The sequence below is a fragment of the Streptomyces sp. MNU76 genome (genome assembly GCF_020982545.1).
Classification (GTDB): Bacteria; Actinomycetota; Actinomycetes; order Streptomycetales; family Streptomycetaceae; genus Streptomyces.
The window spans coordinates 807,045-829,187 of the sequence record NZ_JAJKLK010000019.1 but is presented as its reverse complement, the minus strand read 5'-3'; the positions used below and the strand labels follow the sequence as shown (position 1 = coordinate 829,187).

Sequence of the window (22,143 nt, the reverse complement as noted above, 5' to 3'; positions counted from 1 at the left end):
GAGGAAGCGGTGAAGCGGGTGAACTACTTCTCGACGATCGCGAGCACGTCGCGAGCCGAGAGGACGAGGTACTCCTCGCCGTTGTACTTCACCTCGGTGCCGCCGTACTTGCTGTACAGCACGATGTCGCCGACGGAGACGTCGAGCGGCAGGCGCTGGCCGTCCTCGAAGCGGCCCGGACCGACGGCGAGGACGACGCCCTCCTGGGGCTTCTCCTTCGCGGTGTCCGGGATGACCAGGCCAGAGGCGGTGGTCTGCTCGGCGTCGAGCGGCTGGACCACGATGCGGTCCTCGAGCGGCTTGATGGCAACCTTGGAGCTGGTGGTCGTCACGATCCGACCTCCCCCTTCGGAGATCTCACGGGGTTAACTGTCTGAGGTGGCGACCAGGTGGATCCGTCGTCGCGGGTGCCGGACCTGCCCGTCGCGTTGTTGGCACTCTCCAGGGGGGAGTGCCAGACCTGAGACTATGACCGCGATTAGCACTCGGTCAAGCGGACTGCTAATCGAGCGGGTTGCGGCGGTCGGTCGTCACGGTGTCAGAGGTAGTCCTCCAGGCGGCCGACCGTCAGTCCCTGCTCCTGGACGCGGCGCAGCAGCCGGGTCGTCATCTCCGTGAGGGTGGTGCCCTTGAGCTGGTCAGGGCCCCGGAATCCGGCGAGGACGATGTCGCCCGGGCGGAGGCGGTCGCCGACGGCGTAGCGGAGGTCGTGGATCTGCATGGACGCGCGCCACAGGACCACCGCGGAGAGGCCGCAGTCGGCTGCGGCGCGGAGCGTGGTGGTGTCGTAGACGCCGTAGGGCGGGCGGAAGAGGGTCGGCCGGACGCCGAAGCGCTGTTTGAGCTTGTTCTGCTGGCCGCAGATCTCGGCGCGCTGCCCGGCGTAGGGCAGGCCGCGCAGGGCGGTGTGGTCGAGCGTGTGGTTCTGCACGGTGGCGCCGACCGCTCGCAGCCGTGCGAAGTGGCCGTATCCCGGCCCCACGACGCTGTCCGTCAGGAACATGCTCACCGGCAGCCGCAGTTCGCGCACCATGTCCACGAACCGGGGGTCCTTCTCGGCCCCGTCGTCGTACGTCAGGAAGACGACCTTGTCCCGGGTCGGCACCCGGTCGACGACCGGCGGCAGCCCCGGCCCCGCCGCGCGGGGCGCCGGGGCCGGTCGGGCTTCTCGGGCGCGGGGGCGAGGGGGCGGGAGGCCCCAGCGACGGTAGGGGGCGACGACGGGTGGAGGTGGGGGCGTGCGGGGAGTGCGCGCCGGAGTGGGGAGGTGCGGGACGCGGCTGCATCGCCCCGCCCACACCCGGGCGCGGGGCGACGGGGCCGGGCTTCATGGGTCCGTTCGCACCCAGGCTCGGGGCGACGGGGCCCGGGTGCGCCGGGGCGGCAGCGCACCCGGTGAAGCAGCGCGGCCAGGGCCGCGAGGGCTGCGACGGCGGCGAGGGCGGTCGTGGTCAGGGGCGGGGCTGACGTCCGGGCGTCGTTGGCGCCCGCGCACGGCCGCCCCATCCACGGCCTGCGCCCCGCGCACGGCCTATGCTCCACCCATGGGCGGCGCTCCCCACGCGGCCGTCACGCCCCCCACAGGCCGCGCTCCCCTCGCGGCCTGCGCCCTGCCCACGACGTGCACCCCACCCACGGCGTACGCCCAGCGCAAGACGTACGCCCAGCGCACCCGGACCGTGCCCCCGCCCCGAACAGGCCTCCACCCGCCCCGGACCGGTCCCCGTCCGCCCCCGTCGGCCCTCACAGGTAGTCCTCCAGCCTTGCCACGGCGTAGCCCTCGGCGGTGACCAGGTTCAGGAAGCGGCGGATCATGTCGGGCATGGTGCCCTTCCAGTCCGAGGTGCCCCGGAAGTGGCTGAGGACGATGTCGCCGGGGCGGAGTTCGCGGTCCGACTCGCGGTAGTCCCAGCGGTCGACGAAGACCTCCTCGTTCCAGAGCGGGACGGCCTTGACCCCGCAGGTCGCGGCGGCGCGCAGGGTGTCCCGGTCGTAGCTGCCGTACGGCGGCCGGAAGAGGGTCGGCCGGGTGCCGTACCGCTTCTCCATCACGTCCTGCATGCCGCAGATCTCGTGCTTCTGGGCGGCGTAGGAGAGCGGGGGCAGGTGGCGATGGCGGAGGGTGTGGTTGTGGAGGGCGACGCCACGGTCCCGCATCCGCGCGAAGTAGCCGTAGTCCTCCTTGATCAGGTAGTCGCTGAGGAAGGCGGTGTACGGGATCCGCAGGTCGGTCATCATCCGCAGGAACGCGGGGTCCTTCTCGGCGCCGTCGTCGATGGTGAGGAAGACGACCTTGTGGCGGGTGGGGACGGTGGTGAAGACCGGGGGAAGGCCGTCCTCCGTGTGCCCGTCGACCTCGAACCCCTCGCGGGTCCTGAGCTCCGGCTTCCGCACCGGCGGCGCGGGCGCGCTCAGCGGCACCTTCGCCAGCCCCCAGCGCTTCGCGGCGGCGACCCGCGCGGCGTGCGCTCGGCGCACCTTCCCGGCGTACGCGTCGAGGGCGCGTGCGGCGGGCGCGTCGAGGCGCTGCTGTCCGTGCTGCCGCGCCCCGCGCGGCTGGCCGTGGGCGGGTTCGCCGGTCCCGGCGGCCGCCCCGGCCTCGGCGGCACCTCGCCGCCCGGCGGAGCCCCGCTCCAAGGCCTCCTCGGAGCCTTCCCCGCCGCATCCGGACACCACGGCCGCGACGGCGAGCAGCGCGATGCAGCCCCGGACACCGCCCCGCCCCCTTCGGAGACCCGTCCGCTTCACGGTCTTTACATCATTTTGTCGTACGAATCGCATGGCGCCGCATCCTCGCAGGGCGGCCCGCCTCCACCGCCCCGACACCGCCACGGTCCCCGACCATCCACCGACTGGCCCACACCACCCTCCCCTCGCCCCGCACCTCCCTCCCTCGGCCCGGACCGCCCTCCCCTGGCCCCGGCCCCGTCCCCTGACCGACAATGACCCGGTGAACGACCTCGACCCCGCCACCTTCCTGGCCCCCTCCTCACCTCCGAGGGCCGCGCCCTCCTCGACGAGGTGCGCGACACCGAGCCGGCCCGGGAGCTGGCCGTGGCGACCCGGCTGCGCCGCGACCACCCTGCCGAACTGGTCTCGGCGGCGCTGGCCCAGGCCCGGCTGCGGCAGCGGGCGGCGGCGAAGTTCGGCGCGGCGGACGCGGGGCGGATGTTCTTCACGCCGAACGGGGTCGAGCAGTCGACCAGGACGAGCGTGGCGACGTACCGGGCCGAGTGCCTCCGGGCGCTGGGCGTGCGGTCGGTGGCCGATCTGTGCTGCGGAATCGGCGGGGACGCGATCGCGATCGCGCGCGCCGGGATCCGGGTGCTGGCCGTCGACCGCGACCCGCTGACCGTGGCGGTGGCCCGCGCCAACGCCGACGCGCTCGGGCTAGCCGAGCTGATCAAGGTGCGTGAGGCGGATGTGACGGAGGTGGACACGGACGGGTACGACGCCGTCTTCGTCGACCCGGCCCGGCGTTCCTCCAAGCGCGGCCGGATCTTCGACCCGGAGGCCTACTCCCCGCCCCTGTCCTGGGCCGTGTCGGCCGCGCTGAAGGCGCCGCTCGGCGCGCTGAAGATCGCGCCGGGCATCCCGCACGAGGCGATCCCGCCGGAGGCCGAGGCCGAGTGGATCTCCGACGGCGGGGACGTGAAGGAGGCCGTGCTCTGGTTCCGGGCGGACGGGACGCCGGGGGCGCGGCGGGCGATGCTGCTGCCCGCCGGGGCGGGTGTCCACGCCACCCCCGCGACGATGCTGCCCGATCCGCCGGTCCGTCCGGTGGGCCGGTATCTGTACGAGCCCGACGGCGCCGTCATCCGCGCCCATCTGGTCGCCGAGGTCGCCGAGGAACTGGAGGGCGGGCTGATCGACCCCACGATCGCCTACGTCACGGCCGACGAGCACCGTGTCACCCCGTACGCGGCGGCGTACGAGATCACCGACCAACTGCCCTTCAACGTGAAGAAGTTGAAGGCCCTGCTGCGCGAGCGGGAGGTCGGCATCCTCACGGTGAAGAAGCGGGGGTCGGCCGTCGAGCCGGAGGAACTGCGCAGGAAGGTCAAGCCGCAGGGCCGCAACTCGGCCACGGTCTTCCTGACCCGGGTGGCCGGAGCCCCCACCATGCTGATCGGCCACCCGGCGTAGGGGGCGGGTGCCGCCGGGGGTACCGCCGACGGGTTCCGCCAGGGGGTACCGCGCCGTGCCGTCGCCGCCCGTGGGGCTGCCGGTCGCACGGCTGTCCCGGCCCAGTCCTCAGGGCGCGGCCCAACCGCTCCTCTTCCCGCCTCTCAGCCCCCTGTCAGTCAGCCCTCTTCACCGGCCCCTCGGTCGTCCTCCTCCGCTCGTGCCAGCAGCAGTTCGCGCTCGCGTTCGTTGCGGGTCAGGCCCGCCGCCCGTAGGAACTCCGCTCTGGCCTCCTCCGTGCGGCCCAGGCGGCGGAGCAGGTCTCCTCGGACACTCGGCAGCAAGTGGTAGTCGCGCAGGGCCGGTTCGGCGGTGAGGCCGTCCACGATCTCCAGGGCGGCACCGGGGCCCTCGGCCATCGAGACGGCGACCGCGCGGTTCAGTTCGACCACGGGCGACGGGGCTCGGGCGGCCAGCAGGGCGTAGAGGGTGGCGATTCTCGGCCAGTCCGTCTCCTCGTAGGTGTGCGCCTGCGCGTGGCACGCGGCGATGGCCGCCTGGAGGGCGTACGGGCCCGGCGCGCCGTGCGCGGCGGCCGTGGCGCGGCCGAGCGCGGTGAAGCCCCGGGCGATGAGGAGGCGGTTCCAGCGGCGGCGGTCCTGGTCCCGCAGCAGGACCGGCTCCCCGGCGGGCCCCGTGCGGGTCGCCGCCCGCGACTCCTGAAGCTCCAGCAGGGCCACCAGGCCGTGCACTTCGGGCTCCTTGGGCATCAACTGGGCGAGGACGCGCGCCAGTCGGAGGGCGTCCTCGCAGAGCGCCGGGCGCAGCAGGTCGTCGCCGGCGGTGGCCGCGTACCCCTCGTTGAAGATCAGGTAGATGACTTCGAGCACCGAGTCGAGGCGAGCCTCGCGGTCGGGGCCGTACGGCACTTCGAAGGCGACGTTCTTCGTGGCCAGCGTGCGCTTGGCGCGGACGACGCGCTGGGCGATCGTCGGCTCGGGGGTCAGGAAGGCGCGGGCGATCTCGGTGGTGGTCAGGCCGCCGAGGAGGCGCAGGGTGAGGGCGATGCGGGCCTCGGCGGACAGCACCGGGTGGCAGGCCGTGAAGACCAGGCGGAGCAGGTCGTCGTCGATGTCGTCCGGGTCGGACGGCTGGTCGAGGTAGGGCCCCGCCGCCTCCAGGTCCCGCCCCACCTCGGCGAGCTTGCGCGCGTACCGCTCCCGGCGGCGCACGAGGTCGATCGCCCGGTGCTTGGCCGTGGCCGTCAGCCAGGCCCCCGGGTTGTCCGGCACCCCGTCCCTCGGCCACTGCTCCAGCGCCGCGACCAGCGCGTCCTGCGCCAGCTCCTCCGCGATGCCGACGTCCCGCACGATCCGTGCGACACCGGCGATGACTCTGGGCGACTCGATCCGGAAGACGGTCTCGATGGCCGTGTCCGGGTTCTTCTCCGTGTCCGGGTTCTTCTCCGAGGCCGGATCCCTTTCCGAGACCGGGCCCCTCTCCGGGTCCGGGCCTCCCTCCGGGGCCGGGTCCGGGCCTCCCTCCGGGGCCGGGTCCGGGTCGGGCGTGCTGTCCGTGGTGGGCTGTGGAGTCACAGCCCACCATCAGACACGACATCCCCGGCGCCCGAGAAGCGGCGGCCCCGCCGGCGGGCTCAACCGGACAGACCCGACCGCACAGACCAGACCCGACCGGCGGACCCGGCCGGACAAGTTCACCCGGCGGACCCGGCCGGACGGGCTCAGCCCTCCGCGATCTCCCGCACCTCGCACGTCACCGTCCAGTGCTCCTCGTGCACCTTCAGGAACCGCTGGGTCCACTCGATCGCCTCGGCCATGTCCTTGCACTGCATCAGCGCGTAGCCGCCGACGACCTCCTTGGACTCGGTGAACGGCCCGTCCGTGACGGAGAGCTTCCCGCCCTCCCAGCGCACCCTCTTGCCCTGGGCGGTCGGCGTCAGGCCGGCGGTGTCGAGCATGACCCCGGCCTTGGTGATCTCCTCCAGCAGCTCCCCCATCCGCTGCATCAGCTCGGGGCTGGGCCCCTCGGCGGGGGCGGTCTTCTCGTCGATCCGAACCAGCGACAGATAGCGCGGCATGGTGGCTCCTACGACATCGGCGGGCGGGGGCTTTCCCCGACTCTCACCCCTACGTCGAACGACCGCACCCCGGATCGACACGGCCGGCGAACTTCTTCAAAACTTTCTCGCCGCCGCCTCGGCGATCCCTTCGCCCCTACTTCAGCGACTCCCACAGCCGCCCCGCCTCCGGCTCGTCCGCCACGACCCGGTTGCGGTCGTACGGGGCCGTGACCACCGGCATCATCACGGTCCTCGTGCCGGCCGAGGACAGCCCCCGCACACTCTCGCCCAGCCTCGTCAGTTCGGTGAGGGAGTCCAGGCCGGTGTCCGTCGTCAGGCTTCCGGTGATCGCGTCGGCGGCCCGGTAGAGCTGGGCCGGGTTGGTCAGGAGGTCGGTCGAGGAGATCTGGTCCAGGAGGGCCTTGACCAGTTTCTGCTGGAGACCGATACGGCCGAGGTCGCTGCCGTCGCCGATGCCGTGCCGGGTGCGGGCGAGGGCGAGGGCCTGCTCGCCGTCCAGGTGGTGGGTGCCGGCCCGCAGGCTCAGATGGCTGTCCTCGTCGTCGATGTCCTCCTCCGTCGTCACCGTGACGCCGCCGAGGGCGTCGACGAGCTTCGCGAAGCCGGCGAAGTCGATCTCGACGTAGTGGTCCATGCGGACGTCCGTCACCGACTCGACGGTCTTCACCGCGCAGACCGGGCCGCCGACCGCGTACGCGCTGTTGAACATCACGTTGTACGCCACCGCCGTCGAACCGCCCGACTCCAGCGGGCAGGACGGGCGGGTGACGAGGGTGTCGCGGGGGATGCTGACGACCGTCGCGCCGGTGCGACCCTCGTCGAGGTGGACGACCATCGCCGTGTCCGAGCGGGCCCCCGCCCCCTCACCGCCGCCGCCGAGCTTCGCGTTCTCCTTGCCGCTGCGGGAGTCGGAGCCGAGGACGAGGATGTTCAGGGCACCGCTCGGCAGAGCCTCGGCGGTGGCCGACGCGGACGGCTCCGGGGTGGAACGGACCTTCGCGGGGCGGTTGTCGCCGAGGGCGGCGTCGATGTCGACGCTCTGGATGTTGTCGTTCAGCCGCCAGAAGGCCCAGCCCGTCCCGCCCGCGCCGACCACGAGGATCCCGGCGAGCAGTCCCCGGCGATCTTCAGCCGGCGCCGCCGTCCCCGGGTCCCCGCTGCCGCCCCCGAACGCGCTTTCTTCACCATTCACGCACAGGAACTTACGTCCGAATTGTTACGGGCAGAACCTCATGCCGCCTTTCCTTCGGAAATTCTCAGACTTCTCAGCCCTCTGCGGTCCCGCTCAGCCCAGCGTCACCGTTCGGTGCGGGATTGCTCCCGCTCCAGGTGCCGTTGAAGCCGAAGGCCACCGAACCGCCGCTCAGGACACTCCCGTTCCAGGAGGCGTTGGAGCAACTGACCGCCGCACCGGTCTGGGCGCAGCTCGCGTTCCAGACCTGGCCGACCTGCTGCCCCGCCCCGAACGTACGGGGTCGGCGGAGTGGGCGGTGGGGGCCGCGACCAACAGGGCTGCGAGGGCCACGGTGCCGGTGAGCAGCGAGGTGAGGGATAAGCCGGTTCTCAGCGATCTCGTGCGGGCGCCTCCGAAAGTTTCGGTTATGCAACCGATTGGCTTCGGAGGAGTGTGAGGCGGCTCGGCTCGGCCGTCAACACATCAACTTCCGGACACCCGTCTGCCGCGACGGGTTCCAGGCCGCCAACGCGCCGTCGTGGCTTGTCGCGCCCACGCGGCGGAGCCGCACATGGATGCAGCCCCGCGCCCCTGAAAGGCGGCTTCGCCGGCCTTTCAGGACTGAAGGGGCTACTGAAGCGGCGGCACCCCCGTGCTGCTGCGCACCACCAGGCTCGTCGCCAGTTCCACTCTCGTCGCCGCCGACGGGCCCCCGTCCTGGCGGCCCAGGTCCAGCACCAGGCGGGCCGCGGCCTCGGCCATCTCCATCAGGGGCTGTCGCACGGTCGTCAGCGGCGGTCCCACCCAGCGGGCCACCGGCAGGTCGTCGAAGCCGACGACGCTGAGGTCCTCAGGGATGCGCAGGCCCAGTTCCCGGGCCGCCTCGTAGAGACCGAGGGCCTGGAGGTCGTTGCCGGCGAAGACGGCGGTCGGGCGGTCGGGGCGGCGCAGCAGGTCCAGCCCCAGCCGGTAGCCCGTCTCGTGGTGGAAGTCCCCGGCCTTGATCAGGTCGGCCACGACCGGCAGCCCGGCGGTCTCCAGCGCGGCCCGGTAGCCGTCGACCCGGGCGCGGCTGCAGATCATCCGCGAGGGCCCGCTGATGGCGCCGATCCGCCGGTGGCCGAGTTCGACGAGGTGGCGGGTGGCGGCCAGGCCGCCCTGCCAGTTGGTGGCGCCGATCGAGGGCACGTCGTCGCCGGGGTCACCCGCCGGGTCCATCACCACGAACGGGATGGAGCGGCTGGTGAGCAGCGCGCGCTGGGACTCGTCCAGCCCCGACAGGACGAGCACGACGCCGTGCGGGCGCCGGGCTGCCACCTGGTCGGCCCAGGTACGGCCGGGGGTGAGCCGCCCCGCGCTCTCGGAGAGGACGACGCTCAGGCCCTCCTCCCGCGCGATGTTCTCCACGCCCCGGATGACCTCCATGGCCCAGGCGCTCTCCAGCTCGTGGAAGACCAGGTCGATGAGGGGGGACCGCGTCGCCTCGGCGCGTCGGCGACGGTAGCCGTACTCGCGCAGCAGGTCCTCGACGCGGGTGCGGGTCGCGGGCGCGACGTCCGCGCGGCCGTTGAGCACCTTCGAAACAGTCGGAGCCGAGACGCCGGCCTGGCGGGCGATCTCGGCGAGCGTCGCGGTCTGCGTGGACTGCGACGAACGCGCTCTTGTCTGGATTTCCTCGGGCTTCGCGGGCTTCATGTGCGAGATCGTATCCCTGCGCGCCCCCTTGACGAACCCTTTCGGCGGCCTTACGTTCCCGGAACATTCGAAGTGACATCCGAAACATTCGCACATCCGAACATTCGCGAAGGGTGCTGTCATGGAGTCGAGCAGAGGCCGGTCCACCGGGGCGACCGCAGGCCGGTCCACCGGAAGCGGCGCGGGCGGGTCCACCGGAAGCGGCGTGGGCGGCCGGCCGTTCAGCAGGCGCTGGTTCCTCGGCGCGGGGTCCGCCTCGCTGCTCACCGCCGGGCTCGGCGCCGGTCTCACCGGCTGTGGCTCCGGCGGCGGCGCGGGCGGCGGGGACGGCAAGACGCTCACCGCGTTCGTGTACGGCGACGACGCGGTGAAGGTCCAGCAGGCGAGCGTCGACCGGTTCAACAAGTCGGCCGCGGCGAAGAAGGCCGGCGGCACCATCAAGCTCCAGAAGGTCCCCGGCTCCGACTACTCCCCCAAGCTCCGCACGGCCATGGGCTCGCCCAGCGCCCCGGACATCTTCTTCAACTGGGGCGGCGGCTCGATCAAGCCGTACGAGGACGCGGGCAAGCTCGTCGACCTCACCGACATCATCGACGACGACCCGGTGCTCAAGGACGGCTTCCTGCCTTCGGTCCTGTCCGCCGGCGATCTGAAGGGCCGCCACTACGGCATCCCCATGCGCGGCATGCAGCCGGTGATCCTCTTCTACAACAAGTCCGTCTTCGCCGAGCACAAGCTCCAGCCGCCCACCACCTGGGACCAGTTGCTCGACAACAACGCGAAGCTGAAGAAGGCCGGGATCACCCCCTTCGCCCTCGGCGGCTCCGACCTCTGGCCCAACCTGATGTGGCTGGAGTACCTGGTCGACCGGCTCGGCGGCCCCGAGGTCTTCAAGCGCATCCAGGACGGCGACTTCGAGGGCTGGGGCGACCCCGCGATGCTCAGGGCCGCCGAACTGGTCAAGGAACTCGTCGACGACGGTGCCTTCGGCTCCAAGTTCACCTCGGTGTCGTACGTCAACGGCGGCGCCCCCGCGGTCTTCGCGCGCGGCAAGGCCGCCATGCACCTGATGGGCTCCTGGGAGTACTCGACCCAGCTCGGCAAGTTCCCGGACTTCGCCAAGGGCAACCTCGGCTGGGCCCCCTTCCCGACGGTCGAGGGCGGCACCGGCGATGTCCGCAACGTCGTCGGCAACCCCACCAACTACTGGTCCATCAACGCCCGTACGAAGAACAAGGACCTGGCCGTCGGCTTCCTCAAGGACTGCGCCTCGGAGGCGTACGCGAAGGCCCTCGTCGACAACGGCGACGTACCGACCACCTCGAACGCGGCCGCGCTCCTCGCCTCCGCGCCGAACCCCGAGTACGCGAAGTTCCAGTACGACATGGTGCAGAAGGCCCCCGCCTTCACGCTCTCCTGGGACCAGGCGCTCGGCGACGGGATCGGCACCAAGATGCACACGGAGATAGGCAAGCTGTTCGCGGGCAAGTCCTCGCCGAGCGAGTTCGTGACGGCGTGCAAGGGGCTGAAGTGACCGTCACGGTCGACAAGGCCCCGGCGCCGGGAAAGGGACCGACGGCGCGGAAGGGGCCGGAGCACCGCGCGAGCCGCGCCGGCCGTCCGCACGCCGCCTGGGCCCTTCCCGGTGTCCTGTTCTTCACGTTCTTCGCGGTCGTCCCGATGGCCCTCGCCCTCTACCTCTCCTTCACCAGCTGGGACGGCCTCGGCGATCCGCGGCCGGTCGGCCTGGACAACTGGCGAAAGCTCCTCGACGACCCGCGGATGACCCAGTCGCTGTGGCTGACCGTCGTCCTGACGGTCGCCAGCTGGGTCTTCCAGACGGTCATCGCCCTGCTGCTCGGCGTCTGGGCGGCGGGCCGGCAGCGCAACCGCGCGATCCTCTCCGCGGTCTTCTTCGTGCCGTTCCTGCTCTCCTCGACCGCCATCGCGATCCTGTTCTACGCCCTGCTCGACCCGAACTTCGGCATCATCCAGGCGGACACCCTGGGCTCGCAGAGCGGCGCGTTCCTCGCGATCGTCTTCGTCGGCGGCTGGCAGTTCATCCCCTTCCACACCTTGATCTACCAGGGCGGGGCCCGTCAGATCCCCGAGGTCCTCTATCAGGCCGCCGCCATCGACGGCGCCGGCCGCTACCGCCAGTTCTTCTCGATCACGCTGCCGCAGCTACGGCACACGATCACCACGTCCACGGTCCTGATGGTCGTCGGCTCACTGACGTACTTCGAGACGGTCCTGATCCTCACCAAGGGCGGCCCCGGCACGGACACCGCGATCCTGCCGTACCTGATGTACGAGGCCGGCTTCAAGACGTACGACTTCGGCTACGCGAGCGCCATCGCGTCGTTCCTGGTCATCGCCGCGACGGGCCTCTCGCTGGTCCTGGTCCGGCTGACGGGCTTCGGCGCCATGCGCAGCACCCGCGAAGGGATGTGACGGAGTGTCACACGACACGTTGGCGCGCCCCACGAGCACCCGGCAGCCGGACGGGAGCCCGTCCACTCAGTCACCCCGGCGCCGCCGGCACTGGACCCGGCGGCCCAACCCGGTCGCGGGACTCGGCGCGTTCGTCTGGCTGGTCGTCGTCCTGATCCCGATCTACGCGATGCTGTCGGCGTCGCTCACGGGCGCGGACAAGGCCCTGACGGGCAACCCCCTCAAGCCTCCCACGGACCCGACCCTCGACAACTACAACACCGTCCTCACCAGCGGCTTCGGTCATCTGCTGAGCAACACGGCGATCGTCGCGGTGTCGGTCGTGGGCATCGTCCTGGCCCTGTCCATCCCGCTCGCGTACGTGGCCGTCCGCACCCGCGACCGCTGGTCGAACATGGCCTTCCGCCTCTTCCTCCTGGGCGTGGCGATCCCGGCCCAGGCCGTGGTCGTCCCGTTGTATTTGCTGATCGCCAAACTCGACCTCTACGACACCCTCCTGGCCGTCATCCTCCCGACGGCGGCCTTCGCGATGCCCGTCTCGGTCCTGGTCCTGGTGGGCACGCTCCGGGACGTCTCCGAGGACCTGTACGAGGCGATGGCCCTGGACGGCGCGTCCCCGCTGCGGGTGCTCTTCCAGCTGACGATCCCGCTCGCCAAGGGCGGCATCAGCACGGTCGTCATCTTCTCGGCGCTCCAGGCCTGGAACGGCTTCCTCTTCCCGCTGATCTTCACCCAGTCCGACGGCCCCCGGGTCCTCACCCTCGGACTGTTCAACTACGTCAGCCAGTTCGGCGTGAACATCCCCGCCCTGCTCGCCTCGGTCGTCCTCTCCGGCATCCCGATCTTCGCCGTGTATCTGGTGGCGCGACGGGCCCTGGTGGGCGGGTTGATGGGCGTGGGCGGCAAGTGACCCACCTGCTTCGGCACCCGCGACCTTCTGAAACTCGCCGACCCCTGAAGGAGTTTCATGACAACCCCTTGGCGTGACCCGGCCCTGCCCGCAGCGGCCCGGGTCGACGACCTGCTCTCCAGGATGACCTTGGAGGAAAAGACCGCGCAGCTGTACGGCGTGTGGGTGAAGAACGACGCGAACGGTGAGGACATCGCCCCCGACGAGGCGGGCATGACGGAGGCGTTCGACTTCGACGAGCTGATCACCCGGGGCCTCGGGCAGCTCACCCGCGTCTTCGGCACGGCCCCCCTCGACCCGGCCGAGGGCGCCAAGGTGCTGGCCCGCTTCCAGCGCCGCATCATGGCCGCGAGCCGTTTCGGCATCCCGGCCGTCGCCCACGAGGAGTGCCTGGCCGGTTTCACCAGCTGGCGCGCGACGGCATACCCGGTCCCCCTCGCCTGGGGCGCGACCTTCGACCCCTCGCTCGTCGAGGAGATGGCCCGCAACATCGGCCACGACATGGCGTCGGTCGGTGTCCACCAGGGCCTGTCCCCCGTCCTGGACGTCGTCCGCGACCCGCGCTGGGGGCGGGTCGAGGAGACCGTGGGCGAGGACCCGTACCTGGTGGGCACCATCGGCTCCGCGTACGTACGGGGCCTGGAGTCGGCCGGGATCGTGGCCACGCTGAAGCATTTCGCCGGGTACGCCGCCTCGGTGGGCGCCCGCAACCACGCGCCCGTGCGCGCGGGCGTCCGCGAGTTCGGCGACGTGGTCCTGCCGCCCTTCGAGATGGCGCTGCGGGAGGGCGGCGCCCGCTCGGTGATGGCGGCCTACACGGAGACCGACGGCATCCCCGTGTCGGCCGACCGGGCCCTGCTCACGGAACTCCTCCGCGACGACTGGGGCTTCACCGGCACGGTCGTCTCCGACTACTTCGGTATCGGCTTCCTGGAGACCAACCACCGCGTGGCGGGCAGCCGCGCCGAGGCCGCCCATGCCGCGCTGGCCGCCGGCGTCGACGTGGAGCTGCCGAGCCTGCGCTGCTACGGCGAGCCCCTGATCGAGGCCGTGAAGGCGGGCGAGATCCCCGAGTCCCTGGTGGACGTGGCCGCCCGCCGCGTCCTGCTCCAGAAGTGCGAACTGGGCCTCCTGGACGAGGACTGGAGTCCCGAGCCGGCCGCCCCCGCCGCCGACCTGGACCCCCCGCGCAACCGCGCCCTGGCCCGTCGCCTGGCCGAGGAGTCGGTGGTCCTGCTGGACAACCCCGACGCCGTGCTGCCGCTCGCGCCCGACCTAAGGATCGCGGTCGTGGGCCCCCGCGCCGACGACCCGCTGGCCATGCTGGGCTGCTACTCCTTCCCGTCCCACGTCCTGCCCGCCCACCCCGGCACCGCGCTCGGCATCGAGATCCCGACGGTCCTGGACTCCCTGCGCACGGAACTCCCCGACGCGAAGATCACGTACGCCGCCGGCAGCACGGTCGACGGCGCCGACACCGGCGGGTTCCCCGAGGCGGTCGCCCGTGCCTCCGAGGCCGACGTCTGCGTGGCGGTCCTCGGCGACCGCGCCGCGCTCTTCGGCCGGGGCACCTCCGGCGAGGGCTGCGACGCGGAGGACCTCCGGCTGCCGGGCGTCCAGGGGAAGCTGCTGGACTCGCTGGTCGCCACGGGCACGCCGGTGGTCCTGCTCCTGCTGACCGGCCGCCCCTACGCGCTGGGCCGCTGGAACGGCCGGCTGGCGGCCACCGTCCAGGCGTTCTTCCCCGGGGAGGAGGGCGGCCCGTCGGTGGCGGGAGTGCTGTCGGGCCGCATCTCCCCCTCCGGCCGCCTCCCGGTCAGCGTCCCCGACCGCCCCGGCGGCCAGCCGTGGACGTACCTCCAGCCGCCCATGGGCCTGCTCGGCGGCGCGAGCAACATCGACCCGACCCCGCTGTACCCCTTCGGGCACGGCCGCTCGTACACGACGTTCGCGTGGACGGACTTCGAGGACGAGGGGTACGACGTGTCGGTGACCGTGCGCAACACGGGCGACCGCGCGGGCGCGGAGGTCGTGCAGCTGTACCTGCACGACCCGGTGGCCTCGGTGACGCGCCCCGACATCCGCCTGATCGCCTATCAGCGGCTGGAGTTGGGGCCGGGGGATGCCTCGCGCGTCACGTTCCGCTTCCACCCCGACGTCTCGTGCTTCACGGACCGCTCAGGACGGCTTGTGGTGGAACCGGGCGCCCTGGAACTGCGCCTGGGCGCGTCGAGCACGGACATCCGCCACCGGGTGCGGCTGACGCTGGAGGGCCCGGTACGGGAGGTCGGCCCGGACCGCCGGCTGCATTGCGAGACGGAGGTCCGGACCGTGGAGAGCTGAAGTCCGCGGTTTCAGTCCGCCTGGGCCGCCGCGTGCACGACGAACGCGGCCCAGGCGGCGGGGCCGAGACCGAGGTGGGGGCGGGTGGTGTCTTTGGAGTCGCGGACGTGGATAGTGGTGGGGGTGGGGGCGACCTCTACGCAGCTGTCGGCCTGCGGGCTGCTGTAGGTGGACCTGTGCCACTCCAGGGCGACTTCGATGCAGCTGTCACCCTGGTCCGTGCTGTAGCTGGACTTGAACCAAGCGAGTTCGGCGGTAGTCATAGGGTTCCTCGCAGTCGCTCCAGCAAGCTCACGGAGTCCTCCGGAGTGAGAGCCTGCGACCGCAGTTTCGCATAACGCTGGTTGAGGAGAGCCACGTCCTTCGCGTCAGCGATGAGCCGACCGTTCATGTGCCCTTCGGCGTAGGCGAGCCGCCGCCCGTCCGGTGTCTCCACCAGCTGGAGCGGCCCCGACAGGCTGGCATGCTGCGTGCGCTTCAGCGGCGTGATCTGAAGGCTCGCGTTACGCAACTCGGCGCACTCCAGCAAGTAGTTCAACAGGCAGCGCGTCACCTCCTGGCCGCCCAACTCCCGCAGGAGCACGCTCTCTTCGACAATAAAGCTGAACGAGGTGTTGGGGCGCTCCCGCAACAGTTGCTGTCGCTCCATCCGGACAGCCACCTGCATGTCCAACTCACCATCGGTGAGCGGCGGGACCGCGTTCTCGAAGACCGCCCGGACGTACGACTCCGGCTGCAACAGGCCCGGCACAAGCCTGCACTCGTACGTATCCAGAACGGCCGCCTCCCTCTCCAGCCTCGCCCACGTCCTGAACCACGCCGCCAACCCCGGCTGTCGAGCCATATGCCGAAACGCGCCCCGCACCGCCCCCGTGTTCCCCGTGGCCTCCTCCGCCAGTTCGACGAACCGCTGATCCGCCAGCCGTCGCCCCAACTCGATCGAAGCCACCGAGTGTTTGGACAGATGAACGCGCGCCCCGAACTCCTCCCGGCTCAACCCCGCATGCTCCCGCAGCGCCTGGACGACCGCCCCGAACGCCCGCATGCTGTCCGACGACTCGGGCTCACCACCCGGCCCCTGCGCAGCCCACTCCACACCGTGCACCATCAACCCAGAGTGACGGTCCGCTCACGGTACTGTCCATCGAACGGCCGCGTACTCCCCCCTCAGTACACGCGGACCCCCCTTGCCCGGCATTCACGGCGACGGGCTATAACGACCCGATGAGCAACGAAATCGACCGGGAGTACCGAAGACGGAGAGGCATACACCCCGCCCTCCTCGTCACCATGGCCGCGGCAGCCTTCATCATCGCGCTGTCGGTGAACTCGATGATGACGCTGGACCCCGTCGAGCAGTAGCGCGATGGCCGTGGCGGCCTGGCTGTTCGTCGTCACCCGCACGGTGCTGGAGCAGTTCAGGGCCCGTACGTCCGTCACGGCCGAAGGCGTCACCGTACGCGGAGCGATCCGGACCCGCAGCTGGGCCTGGTCCGAGATCCACGGCATCCGGGTCGAGGACAACAGGTGGGGCAGCCCTCGCTGGTCGGGATACCTCTACGCGACCGACGGAACCCGGGTCCGCCTCCTCCACGTCGACGAGTACCAGATGACCGACCCGATCGCGGAGATCGCCGACCTGGGCGCCACGGCCCTGCGACTCGGGCTGACCTCCATGGACCCACGGCCCGAGGTGGAGGAACGCATCGCACGCGGGGCGCGGCGCCGCAAGGCGTGGCAGCGGGCCGCCATCGCGAGCACAGTGGTCATGGCAGCCATGTTCGTCGGCGACCTCTGGCTGGGCTTCACCGACCGGCCGACGCACCTGTACGCCCTGGTCCTGGGCGTCCCGCCGGCCTGCCTCCCGGTCCTCTTCTACGCCTTCGACCGCCTCGGCGAACGCCGGCACCGACGCGGACTCACGCCCCCAGCGACTCGAACCGCCACCGATGCACGGCCCGACTGACCAACTCCCGGTCCGGCTCCGGCAGTTCGGGCAGCTCGGCGTCGTACGCCGCGTCCCACCAGGTGATGACCAGCACCCGGTCCTGCGGCGCCCGGAAGGTCTCGCGCCGCAGCGGCCGTACGGGAAGCTCCTGGACCTGCTCACGCGCCCAGGCGAGGAGTTCCTCCCCCCGCCCGGCCACCGCCCGCGCCTCCCACATCAGCGCGACCGTCACGAGTAAAGGTTCTCCTTGCTGACCTCGTGAACGTGATCGTGCCCGTGGTCATGCGCGTGCCCGGAAGCGACCCCCGGCACATGAGGATCCGTCACCGGCAGCGACGAGTCCGCCGACAGGTCCCAGTCCGAAGCGGAGCGCCCCCGCGCGACCATCTCGGCGCCCAGCGCGGCCACCATCGCCCCGTTGTCCGTGCACAGCTTGGGCCGGGGCACCCGGAGTCGGATGCCGGCGGCCTCGCAGCGCTCCTGGGCGAGGGCGCGGAGCCGGGAGTTGGCGGCGACACCGCCGCCGATCATCAGGTGGTCGACGCCCTCGTCCCGGCAGGCCCGCACGGCCTTCCTGGTCAGCACGTCCACCACGGCCTCCTGGAAGGACGCGGCGACGTCCCGCACCGGAACGTCCTCCCCGGCCGCCCGCTTGGCCTCGATCCAGCGGGCCACGGCGGTCTTCAACCCGGAGAAGGAGAAGTCGTAGGCGGGATCGCGGGGGCCGGTCAGCCCGCGCGGGAAGGCGATGGCCGTAGGGTCCCCCTCCTTCGCGTACCGGTCGATGACCGGCCCGCCCGGGAACCCGAGATTGAGCACGCGCGCGATCTTGTCGAAGGCCTCGCCCGCCGCGTCGTCGATGGTCGCGCCCATCGGCCGGACGTCCGAGGTGATGTCCGTCGACAGCAGCAGCGACGAGTGGCCGCCGGACACCAGCAGCGCCATCGTCGGCTCGGGCAGCGCCCCGTGCTCCAGCTGGTCGACGCAGATGTGGGAGGCCAGGTGGTTCACCCCGTAGAGCGGCTTGCCCAGCGCGTACGCGTACGCCTTCGCGGCCGAGACGCCCACCAGGAGCGCGCCCGCGAGCCCCGGCCCGGCGGTGACGGCGATCCCGTCCAGGTCCTTCGCGCTCACCCCCGCTTCCTTCAGCGCGCGGTCGATGGTCGGGACCATCGCCTCCAGGTGCGCCCGGGAGGCGACCTCGGGCACCACGCCACCGAACCGGGCGTGCTCGTCGACGCTCGACGCGATCGCGTCGGCCAGCAGGGTCGTCCCGCGCACGATGCCGACACCGGTCTCGTCGCAGGAGGTCTCGATCCCCAGGACCAGCGGTTCGTCAGCCATTGACCTTGCCATCCCTAGCCATTGATCTCGGTTCCTCGTACGGATGTGGAAGGGTCGTTGAGGCGCATGACCAGCGCGTCCACGTTCCCCGGCTGGTAGTAGCCGCGGCGGAAGCCGATCGCCTCGAAGCCGAAGCGTTCGTAGAGCTTCTGGGCGCGGACGTTGTCGACCCGGCATTCGAGCATCACCTGGGCGCACTCGAAGGCGGTGGCGGCCCGCAGCAGCTCGGTGAGGATCAGCGCGCCGAGGCCGGTGCCCCAGTGCTCCCGGGCGACGGCGATGGTCTGGACGTCGGCGGTGTCACCGGCGGAGGCGAGCCCTCCGTAGCCGACGATCCGCTCGTCCCCGTTCTCGTCCGGGGCCACCGCCACGACGTACCGCCGGGTGGCGTGCGGGCCCCGCGCGTGGGCGAGGTCCGACCAGAACATGCCCCGGGACCAGGCGTCCTCGGGGAAGAGGTCCTTCTCCAGCTCCAGGACGGGCTCGATGTCCCACCAGCGCATCTCGCGCAACACCGCGGTCGTCACTTGGGGGTGACCACCTTGTAGTTCTTGGGGACCTGCGCGTCGGGCCGGCGCAGGTACAGCGGCCGGGGCGCCGGCAGCTCCTCGCCGGCCGCGAGCCGTTCGGCGGCGAGCGCGGCGAGGGCGGCGGCGCTGACGTGCTCGGGCGCGCGGGCGTCGGTGAAGGTGTCGGGGTAGAGCAGCGCGCCCGCCCCCACGGCGGGGAGGCCGGCGACCGCGTCCGCGATCTCGGCGGGCCGGTCGACGGCCGGCTCGGTCGCTCTCGTCCGCGCGTCCTCGTACCGCGCCCAGTACACCTCCTTGCGCCGGGCGTCGGTGGCGACCACGAACGGTCCCTCGACCGTGTCCTCGGCCCCGGCCGCGTAGGCGAGCCCGTCGAGGGTGCACAGGCCGTGGACGGGGACCCCGAGGGCGAGGCCGAAGGTGTCGGCGGTCATGAGGCCGACGCGCAGCCCCGTGTACGGGCCGGGACCGATGCCCACGACGATGCCGGTGACGGCGTCGAGGCGGGTGCCCGCCTCGGCGAGGACCCGGTCGACGGCGGGCAGCAGCAGTTCTCCGTGGCGTCGCGCGTCCACCTGGCTCGACGCGGCGACGACATCCGTCCCGTCGTGCAGCGCGACGGTGACGGCGGGAGTGGCGGTATCCAGAGCGAGCAAGAGCACGCAAACAGCCTACGGCGCTTCGGCCCGGGCCACGGCCGACCCGGTGCACGGTCCCCCTGCTGCTACCGTCACAGCACAGACGTACTTCAAGGGCGTACGTGGGTACGAGAGGTGGGCGCAGAAGGTGGCCAGTAGCAGCTCGGTATTCGTGGCCGGGCTCACCGCGGCGGCCATCGCCGCAGTCGGTTTCCTCACCTACCAGGCGTCGGCGAAATCGCCGGACGACCTGGGGAAACCGTCCGCATCGGAGTCTCCGAAGGCCAAGCAGTCCAAGGCTCCCGGCAAGGCGGAGAAGGACACCGACGAGGCCCTCCCCGAGAACTCGGGCAGCGGCGAGCGGGTCGTCTACTCCCTCGACGAGGACCGTGTCTGGCTGGTCGGCGCCAACGAGAAGGTCACCCGCACGTTCGAGGTCACCCCGAGCACGGTCGACCCCACCCCCGCCACGTACACGGTCTCGTCCCGCTCGGCCGCCATCACCGGTTCGGACGGCACCCCGATCGAACACGTCGTCCGTTTCGCCTCGGTCGACGGCATCTCGGTGGGCTTCAGCGCGGCGGTCGACGGCTCCACCCCCGCCCCGACCCCACCACGAAGACGGGCGGCATCCGGGAGTCCCGCAAGGACGGCAAGGCCATGTGGCTCTTCGCAGGCATCGGCACGAAGGTGGTCGTCGTGGAGTAGGGGCCCTTTCAGCCGCCGCTCCACTCAGGGGCGCGGGGAACTGCGCGACGAGCCCCCACCCACCCGCAGCCGCGACGACCGCTCCACCCACCCGGGGCGCAGACGTCTACGCAGCCTTGGGGGCCGTCGACCCCAGACCCCCGCCCCTCCCGCTTGACCGGCGGAGCCGCCGGCGGCGTGAGACCGCCTTCGCCGCCGCACAGGCGGCCAAGAGGTCCCGCATCGACACCCCGCCCGCCCCGGAGGGAACCCGCTCTGCTGTAGGCATGGACGCCTCCTGGTGCCACGGCAACCAAGTTAGGTACACCTAACCAAGGACTGGTTACCATGTGACCACGCCGAGGACGACCAACGCAACATCTTGCCGACGGCTTGTCGGAACAGACGGCAGCCGGACCGACGGCCGGTGACGGCACGTCCACCAGCCGTTACGCGGACAGCACCCCGAGCTCCACGGCCGCCCACCGTTCACCCAGTCCGGTGACCGTCACATGCCGTACCTCGTCCGTCGTGTCCCCGACCGCCCGGTGGATGACGACATTCAGCCGGTCGTCGGTCAGCTCCTCGACCTTGCCCTCGCCCCACTCCACGACGATCACCGAATCCGGCAGCGAGACATCGAGATCGAGGTCCTCCATCTCGTCCAGTCCGCCGCCCAGGCGGTACGCGTCGACATGGACGAGCGGCGGCCCCTCCCCGAGCGACGGATGGACCCGGGCGATGACGAAGGTCGGCGAGGTGACGGCGCCGCGCACCCCGAGCCCTTCGCCGAGCCCTCGGGTGAGCGTCGTCTTCCCGGCACCCAACTCCCCGTTGAGCATCACGAGATCACCCGCACGCAGGAGCTTGGCCAGGCGACGGCCCAGCTCCAGCATCTGCCCGGGCGACTGGACGGTGATCTGTAGAGAGGCCCCGGACTCACCCGGGACGTGCGGTGCTGCTGGCGCTTCCATAACCACTTACGGTAGCCCCCGCCGGCACGGCCCCCGCGCGGGTGAGCAGGTCGGCCAGCCGGTCGGTCACCACCTCGGGGTGCTCCAGCATCACCAGATGTCCCGCGTCCGGCACGAGCACCAGCTCCGCGTCCGGCAGCAGATCGGCGATCGCCTCGCTGTGCTCGCTCGGTGTGACCAGGTCCTTGACCCCGGCCAGTACGAGCACCGGCAGTTCGGTGAAGGTCGCGAGCGCATCGGTCTTGTCGTGCTCGGTGAACGCCGGATAGAACTCGGCGACGACGTCGATGGGGGTGCCCTCGATCATCCGTTCGGCGAACCGCGCGACCGCCGGGTCGACGTCCCGCGACGCGAACGAGTACCGCTTGATGATCCCGGCGAACAGATCGGCGGTCGCCCGCCGCCCCCGTTCCACCAGCGCGGCCTGCTGCCCGAGCGCCCTCAGCACCCCCGGCAGCACCCGCCGCACCGCGTTGACGCCGGCGACGGGCAGCCCGAAGTTGACCTCGCCGAGCCGCCCCGACGACGTACCGACCAGCGCGACGGCGACGACCCGCTCGCTGATCAGCTCCGGGTAGTGCGCGGCCAGCGCCATGACGGTCATGCCGCCCATGGAGTGCCCGACGAGCACGATCGGCCCCTGGGGCACGGCCGCGTCGATCACGGCCTTCAGGTCTCGCCCGAGCTGGTCGATGGTGACCGGCCGCCCCTCCTCCGCCTGCCCGGCCCCGCGCCCGGAGCGGCCGTGGCTGCGCTGATCCCAGTGCACGGTCCGCACGACACCGCGCAGCGCGGCCCGCTGGAAGTGCCAGGAGTCCTGGTTGAGGCAGTAGCCGTGGCTGAAGACGACGGTGACGGGGGCCGGGGCCTTGCGGCCGAACAGGCGGCGCCTGCGGGGCGAGAGACCCGCCTCGGGCTCGACGTCGTCGACCTCGTAGTACAGCTCGGTGCCGTCGTCGGCGACCGCCTTGCCGGGGATGCCGCGCAGCGCCCCGTACGGGCCGGTGGAGTCGAGCGCCAGACGGGCCTTCCGGCGCATGCCGCGCCCGACGGTGAGCCGCTCTATGGCGACACCGGCCGCCGCGCCCGCCGCGACGACGCCTATCGCCGCCCCCGCGACCCCGGCTCTGCGCCAGATCCCGTCGCCGGAAGCGGCCGTGGCGGCGGCCGCGCTCGCGACGGCCTCCACGGCCTCGGCGCTGCTCTCGCTCACATCCCACTCC

At 71.8% G+C, this 22,143-nt stretch carries 21 protein-coding genes and 3 pseudogenes; 8 read left to right on the top strand and 16 right to left on the bottom strand.

The genetic code is table 11. The annotated features are described in order from the left end of the window. Positions 1 to 23: 23 nt before the first annotated feature. The 3 genes from groES to E4N62_RS30300 all read right to left on the bottom strand — a co-directional run bounded on the left by groES (position 24) and on the right by E4N62_RS30300 (position 2,781). Positions 24 to 332 carry a co-chaperone GroES gene (gene groES / locus E4N62_RS30310; RefSeq protein ID WP_033527131.1) on the bottom strand — a complete coding sequence of 103 codons (309 nt, stop codon included), beginning with the start codon at positions 330 to 332 and terminating at the stop codon, positions 24 to 26. Positions 333 to 538: 206 nt separating this feature from the next. Further along, positions 539 to 1,300, bottom strand: a complete 762-nt coding sequence (locus tag E4N62_RS30305) for a polysaccharide deacetylase family protein (RefSeq protein ID WP_374117089.1) — start codon at positions 1,298 to 1,300, stop codon at positions 539 to 541. A gap of 443 nt (positions 1,301 to 1,743) precedes the next feature. Further along, on the bottom strand, positions 1,744 to 2,781 hold the full coding sequence (locus E4N62_RS30300) for a polysaccharide deacetylase family protein (RefSeq protein ID WP_374117088.1): 1,038 nt from the start codon (positions 2,779 to 2,781) through the stop codon (positions 1,744 to 1,746). A gap of 240 nt (positions 2,782 to 3,021) precedes the next feature. On the opposite strand from E4N62_RS30300, the gene E4N62_RS30295 reads away from it, so the two are divergent. Beyond that, complete coding sequence (locus tag E4N62_RS30295; protein ID WP_374117087.1) at positions 3,022 to 4,146, top strand: methyltransferase domain-containing protein; 1,125 nt, start codon at positions 3,022 to 3,024, stop codon at positions 4,144 to 4,146. A 158-nt stretch (positions 4,147 to 4,304) separates the two neighbouring features. On the opposite strand, the gene E4N62_RS30290 is transcribed toward E4N62_RS30295, so the two are convergent. The 5 genes and pseudogenes from E4N62_RS30290 to E4N62_RS30270 form a co-directional block, all read right to left on the bottom strand. Continuing rightward, positions 4,305 to 5,720 carry a DUF6596 domain-containing protein gene (locus E4N62_RS30290; RefSeq protein ID WP_374117086.1) on the bottom strand — a complete coding sequence of 472 codons (1,416 nt, stop codon included), beginning with the start codon at positions 5,718 to 5,720 and terminating at the stop codon, positions 4,305 to 4,307. A 146-nt stretch (positions 5,721 to 5,866) separates the two neighbouring features. Further along, positions 5,867 to 6,223 (bottom strand): YciI family protein, encoded by a 357-nt coding sequence (locus E4N62_RS30285; RefSeq protein ID WP_230219618.1) that lies wholly within the window; start codon positions 6,221 to 6,223, stop codon positions 5,867 to 5,869. Between the two features lie 136 nt (positions 6,224 to 6,359). After that, positions 6,360 to 7,414: pseudogene (locus E4N62_RS30280) on the bottom strand (LCP family protein). Positions 7,415 to 7,491: 77 nt separating this feature from the next. Then, positions 7,492 to 7,695 (bottom strand): annotated as a pseudogene (locus tag E4N62_RS30275) (cellulose binding domain-containing protein); the annotation flags it as partial. 335 nt (positions 7,696 to 8,030) lie between these two features. Next, positions 8,031 to 9,095 (bottom strand): LacI family DNA-binding transcriptional regulator, encoded by a 1,065-nt coding sequence (locus E4N62_RS30270; RefSeq protein ID WP_230219617.1) that lies wholly within the window; start codon positions 9,093 to 9,095, stop codon positions 8,031 to 8,033. Between the two features lie 121 nt (positions 9,096 to 9,216). On the opposite strand from E4N62_RS30270, the gene E4N62_RS30265 reads away from it, so the two are divergent. The 4 genes from E4N62_RS30265 to E4N62_RS30250 are packed head-to-tail and all read left to right on the top strand — an operon-like array spanning position 9,217 to position 14,802. Then, positions 9,217 to 10,629, top strand: a complete 1,413-nt coding sequence (locus E4N62_RS30265; protein ID WP_230219616.1) for an ABC transporter substrate-binding protein — start codon at positions 9,217 to 9,219, stop codon at positions 10,627 to 10,629. Continuing rightward, positions 10,626 to 11,549, top strand: a complete 924-nt coding sequence (locus E4N62_RS30260; protein ID WP_374117085.1) for a carbohydrate ABC transporter permease — start codon at positions 10,626 to 10,628, stop codon at positions 11,547 to 11,549. The genes E4N62_RS30265 and E4N62_RS30260 overlap by 4 nt, the downstream gene beginning before the upstream one ends. A 4-nt stretch (positions 11,550 to 11,553) precedes the next feature. Continuing rightward, positions 11,554 to 12,459: a carbohydrate ABC transporter permease gene (locus E4N62_RS30255; protein ID WP_374117084.1), complete on the top strand. Its 906-nt coding sequence runs from the start codon at positions 11,554 to 11,556 to the stop codon at positions 12,457 to 12,459. Positions 12,460 to 12,516: 57 nt separating this feature from the next. Next, on the top strand, positions 12,517 to 14,802 hold the full coding sequence (locus E4N62_RS30250) for a glycoside hydrolase family 3 N-terminal domain-containing protein (protein ID WP_230219615.1): 2,286 nt from the start codon (positions 12,517 to 12,519) through the stop codon (positions 14,800 to 14,802). An 11-nt stretch (positions 14,803 to 14,813) separates the two neighbouring features. On the opposite strand, the gene E4N62_RS30245 is transcribed toward E4N62_RS30250, so the two are convergent. Together E4N62_RS30245 and E4N62_RS30240 are read right to left on the bottom strand one after the other, a co-directional pair. Beyond that, a complete protein-coding gene (locus E4N62_RS30245) occupies positions 14,814 to 15,065 on the bottom strand; it encodes a DUF397 domain-containing protein (RefSeq protein WP_230219614.1) in 252 nt (83 codons plus the stop codon). Continuing rightward, positions 15,062 to 15,910, bottom strand: coding sequence for a helix-turn-helix transcriptional regulator (locus E4N62_RS30240; protein WP_230219613.1), 849 nt, complete (start codon positions 15,908 to 15,910; stop codon positions 15,062 to 15,064). The genes E4N62_RS30245 and E4N62_RS30240 overlap by 4 nt, the downstream gene beginning before the upstream one ends. Positions 15,911 to 16,026: 116 nt before the next feature. On the opposite strand from E4N62_RS30240, the gene E4N62_RS30235 reads away from it, so the two are divergent. Next, positions 16,027 to 16,164, top strand: a complete 138-nt coding sequence (locus E4N62_RS30235) for a hypothetical protein (RefSeq protein ID WP_230219612.1) — start codon at positions 16,027 to 16,029, stop codon at positions 16,162 to 16,164. A 4-nt stretch (positions 16,165 to 16,168) separates the two neighbouring features. Continuing rightward, positions 16,169 to 16,768 carry a PH domain-containing protein gene (locus E4N62_RS30230; RefSeq protein WP_230219610.1) on the top strand — a complete coding sequence of 200 codons (600 nt, stop codon included), beginning with the start codon at positions 16,169 to 16,171 and terminating at the stop codon, positions 16,766 to 16,768. On the opposite strand, the gene E4N62_RS30225 is transcribed toward E4N62_RS30230, so the two are convergent. Genes E4N62_RS30225 through tsaB form a run of 4 tightly spaced genes read right to left on the bottom strand, consistent with a single transcriptional unit; the run spans position 16,722 to position 19,283 of the window. Beyond that, on the bottom strand, positions 16,722 to 16,982 hold the full coding sequence (locus E4N62_RS30225; protein WP_230219608.1) for a hypothetical protein: 261 nt from the start codon (positions 16,980 to 16,982) through the stop codon (positions 16,722 to 16,724). The two genes, E4N62_RS30230 and E4N62_RS30225, sit on opposite strands and share 47 nt — an antisense overlap. Next, entirely contained in the window at positions 16,979 to 18,094 is a 1,116-nt protein-coding gene (gene tsaD, locus E4N62_RS30220) for a tRNA (adenosine(37)-N6)-threonylcarbamoyltransferase complex transferase subunit TsaD (protein ID WP_374117083.1), read from the bottom strand. The genes E4N62_RS30225 and tsaD overlap by 4 nt, the downstream gene beginning before the upstream one ends. A 14-nt stretch (positions 18,095 to 18,108) precedes the next feature. Then, on the bottom strand, positions 18,109 to 18,597 hold the full coding sequence (gene rimI / locus E4N62_RS30215) for a ribosomal protein S18-alanine N-acetyltransferase (RefSeq protein ID WP_230220261.1): 489 nt from the start codon (positions 18,595 to 18,597) through the stop codon (positions 18,109 to 18,111). Positions 18,598 to 18,617: 20 nt separating this feature from the next. Next, positions 18,618 to 19,283 (bottom strand): tRNA (adenosine(37)-N6)-threonylcarbamoyltransferase complex dimerization subunit type 1 TsaB, encoded by a 666-nt coding sequence (gene tsaB, locus E4N62_RS30210; RefSeq protein ID WP_230219604.1) that lies wholly within the window; start codon positions 19,281 to 19,283, stop codon positions 18,618 to 18,620. 124 nt (positions 19,284 to 19,407) lie between these two features. Here tsaB and E4N62_RS30205 point away from each other — a divergent pair. Further along, positions 19,408 to 19,967, top strand: a pseudogene (locus E4N62_RS30205) (hypothetical protein). 428 nt (positions 19,968 to 20,395) lie between these two features. Here the strand turns inward: E4N62_RS30205 and tsaE are convergent. After that, a complete protein-coding gene (gene tsaE, locus E4N62_RS30200) occupies positions 20,396 to 20,920 on the bottom strand; it encodes a tRNA (adenosine(37)-N6)-threonylcarbamoyltransferase complex ATPase subunit type 1 TsaE (RefSeq protein ID WP_230219602.1) in 525 nt (174 codons plus the stop codon). Next, positions 20,886 to 22,133 carry an alpha/beta fold hydrolase gene (locus tag E4N62_RS30195; protein WP_230219601.1) on the bottom strand — a complete coding sequence of 416 codons (1,248 nt, stop codon included), beginning with the start codon at positions 22,131 to 22,133 and terminating at the stop codon, positions 20,886 to 20,888. Before E4N62_RS30195 ends, tsaE begins: the two co-directional genes overlap by 35 nt. Positions 22,134 to 22,143: the final 10 nt, after the last annotated feature.

Bases quoted from the DNA above. Each gene is read 5' to 3' on its own strand.
- E4N62_RS30300 (WP_374117088.1), bottom strand. From the start codon at position 2,781: ATGCGATTCGTACGACAAAATGATGTAAAGACCGTGAAGCGGACGGGT.
- E4N62_RS30285 (WP_230219618.1), bottom strand. From the start codon at position 6,223: ATGCCGCGCTATCTGTCGCTGGTTCGGATCGACGAGAAGACCGCCCCC.
- E4N62_RS30270 (WP_230219617.1), bottom strand. From the start codon at position 9,095: ATGAAGCCCGCGAAGCCCGAGGAAATCCAGACAAGAGCGCGTTCGTCG.
- E4N62_RS30265 (WP_230219616.1), top strand. From the start codon at position 9,217: ATGGAGTCGAGCAGAGGCCGGTCCACCGGGGCGACCGCAGGCCGGTCC.
- E4N62_RS30250 (WP_230219615.1), top strand. From the start codon at position 12,517: ATGACAACCCCTTGGCGTGACCCGGCCCTGCCCGCAGCGGCCCGGGTC.
- E4N62_RS30245 (WP_230219614.1), bottom strand. From the start codon at position 15,065: ATGACTACCGCCGAACTCGCTTGGTTCAAGTCCAGCTACAGCACGGAC.
- E4N62_RS30240 (WP_230219613.1), bottom strand. From the start codon at position 15,910: ATGGTGCACGGTGTGGAGTGGGCTGCGCAGGGGCCGGGTGGTGAGCCC.
- E4N62_RS30235 (WP_230219612.1), top strand. From the start codon at position 16,027: ATGAGCAACGAAATCGACCGGGAGTACCGAAGACGGAGAGGCATACAC.
- E4N62_RS30230 (WP_230219610.1), top strand. From the start codon at position 16,169: ATGGCCGTGGCGGCCTGGCTGTTCGTCGTCACCCGCACGGTGCTGGAG.
- tsaD (WP_374117083.1), bottom strand. From the start codon at position 18,094: ATGGCTGACGAACCGCTGGTCCTGGGGATCGAGACCTCCTGCGACGAG.
- rimI (WP_230220261.1), bottom strand. From the start codon at position 18,597: ATGCGCTGGTGGGACATCGAGCCCGTCCTGGAGCTGGAGAAGGACCTC.
- tsaE (WP_230219602.1), bottom strand. From the start codon at position 20,920: ATGGAAGCGCCAGCAGCACCGCACGTCCCGGGTGAGTCCGGGGCCTCT.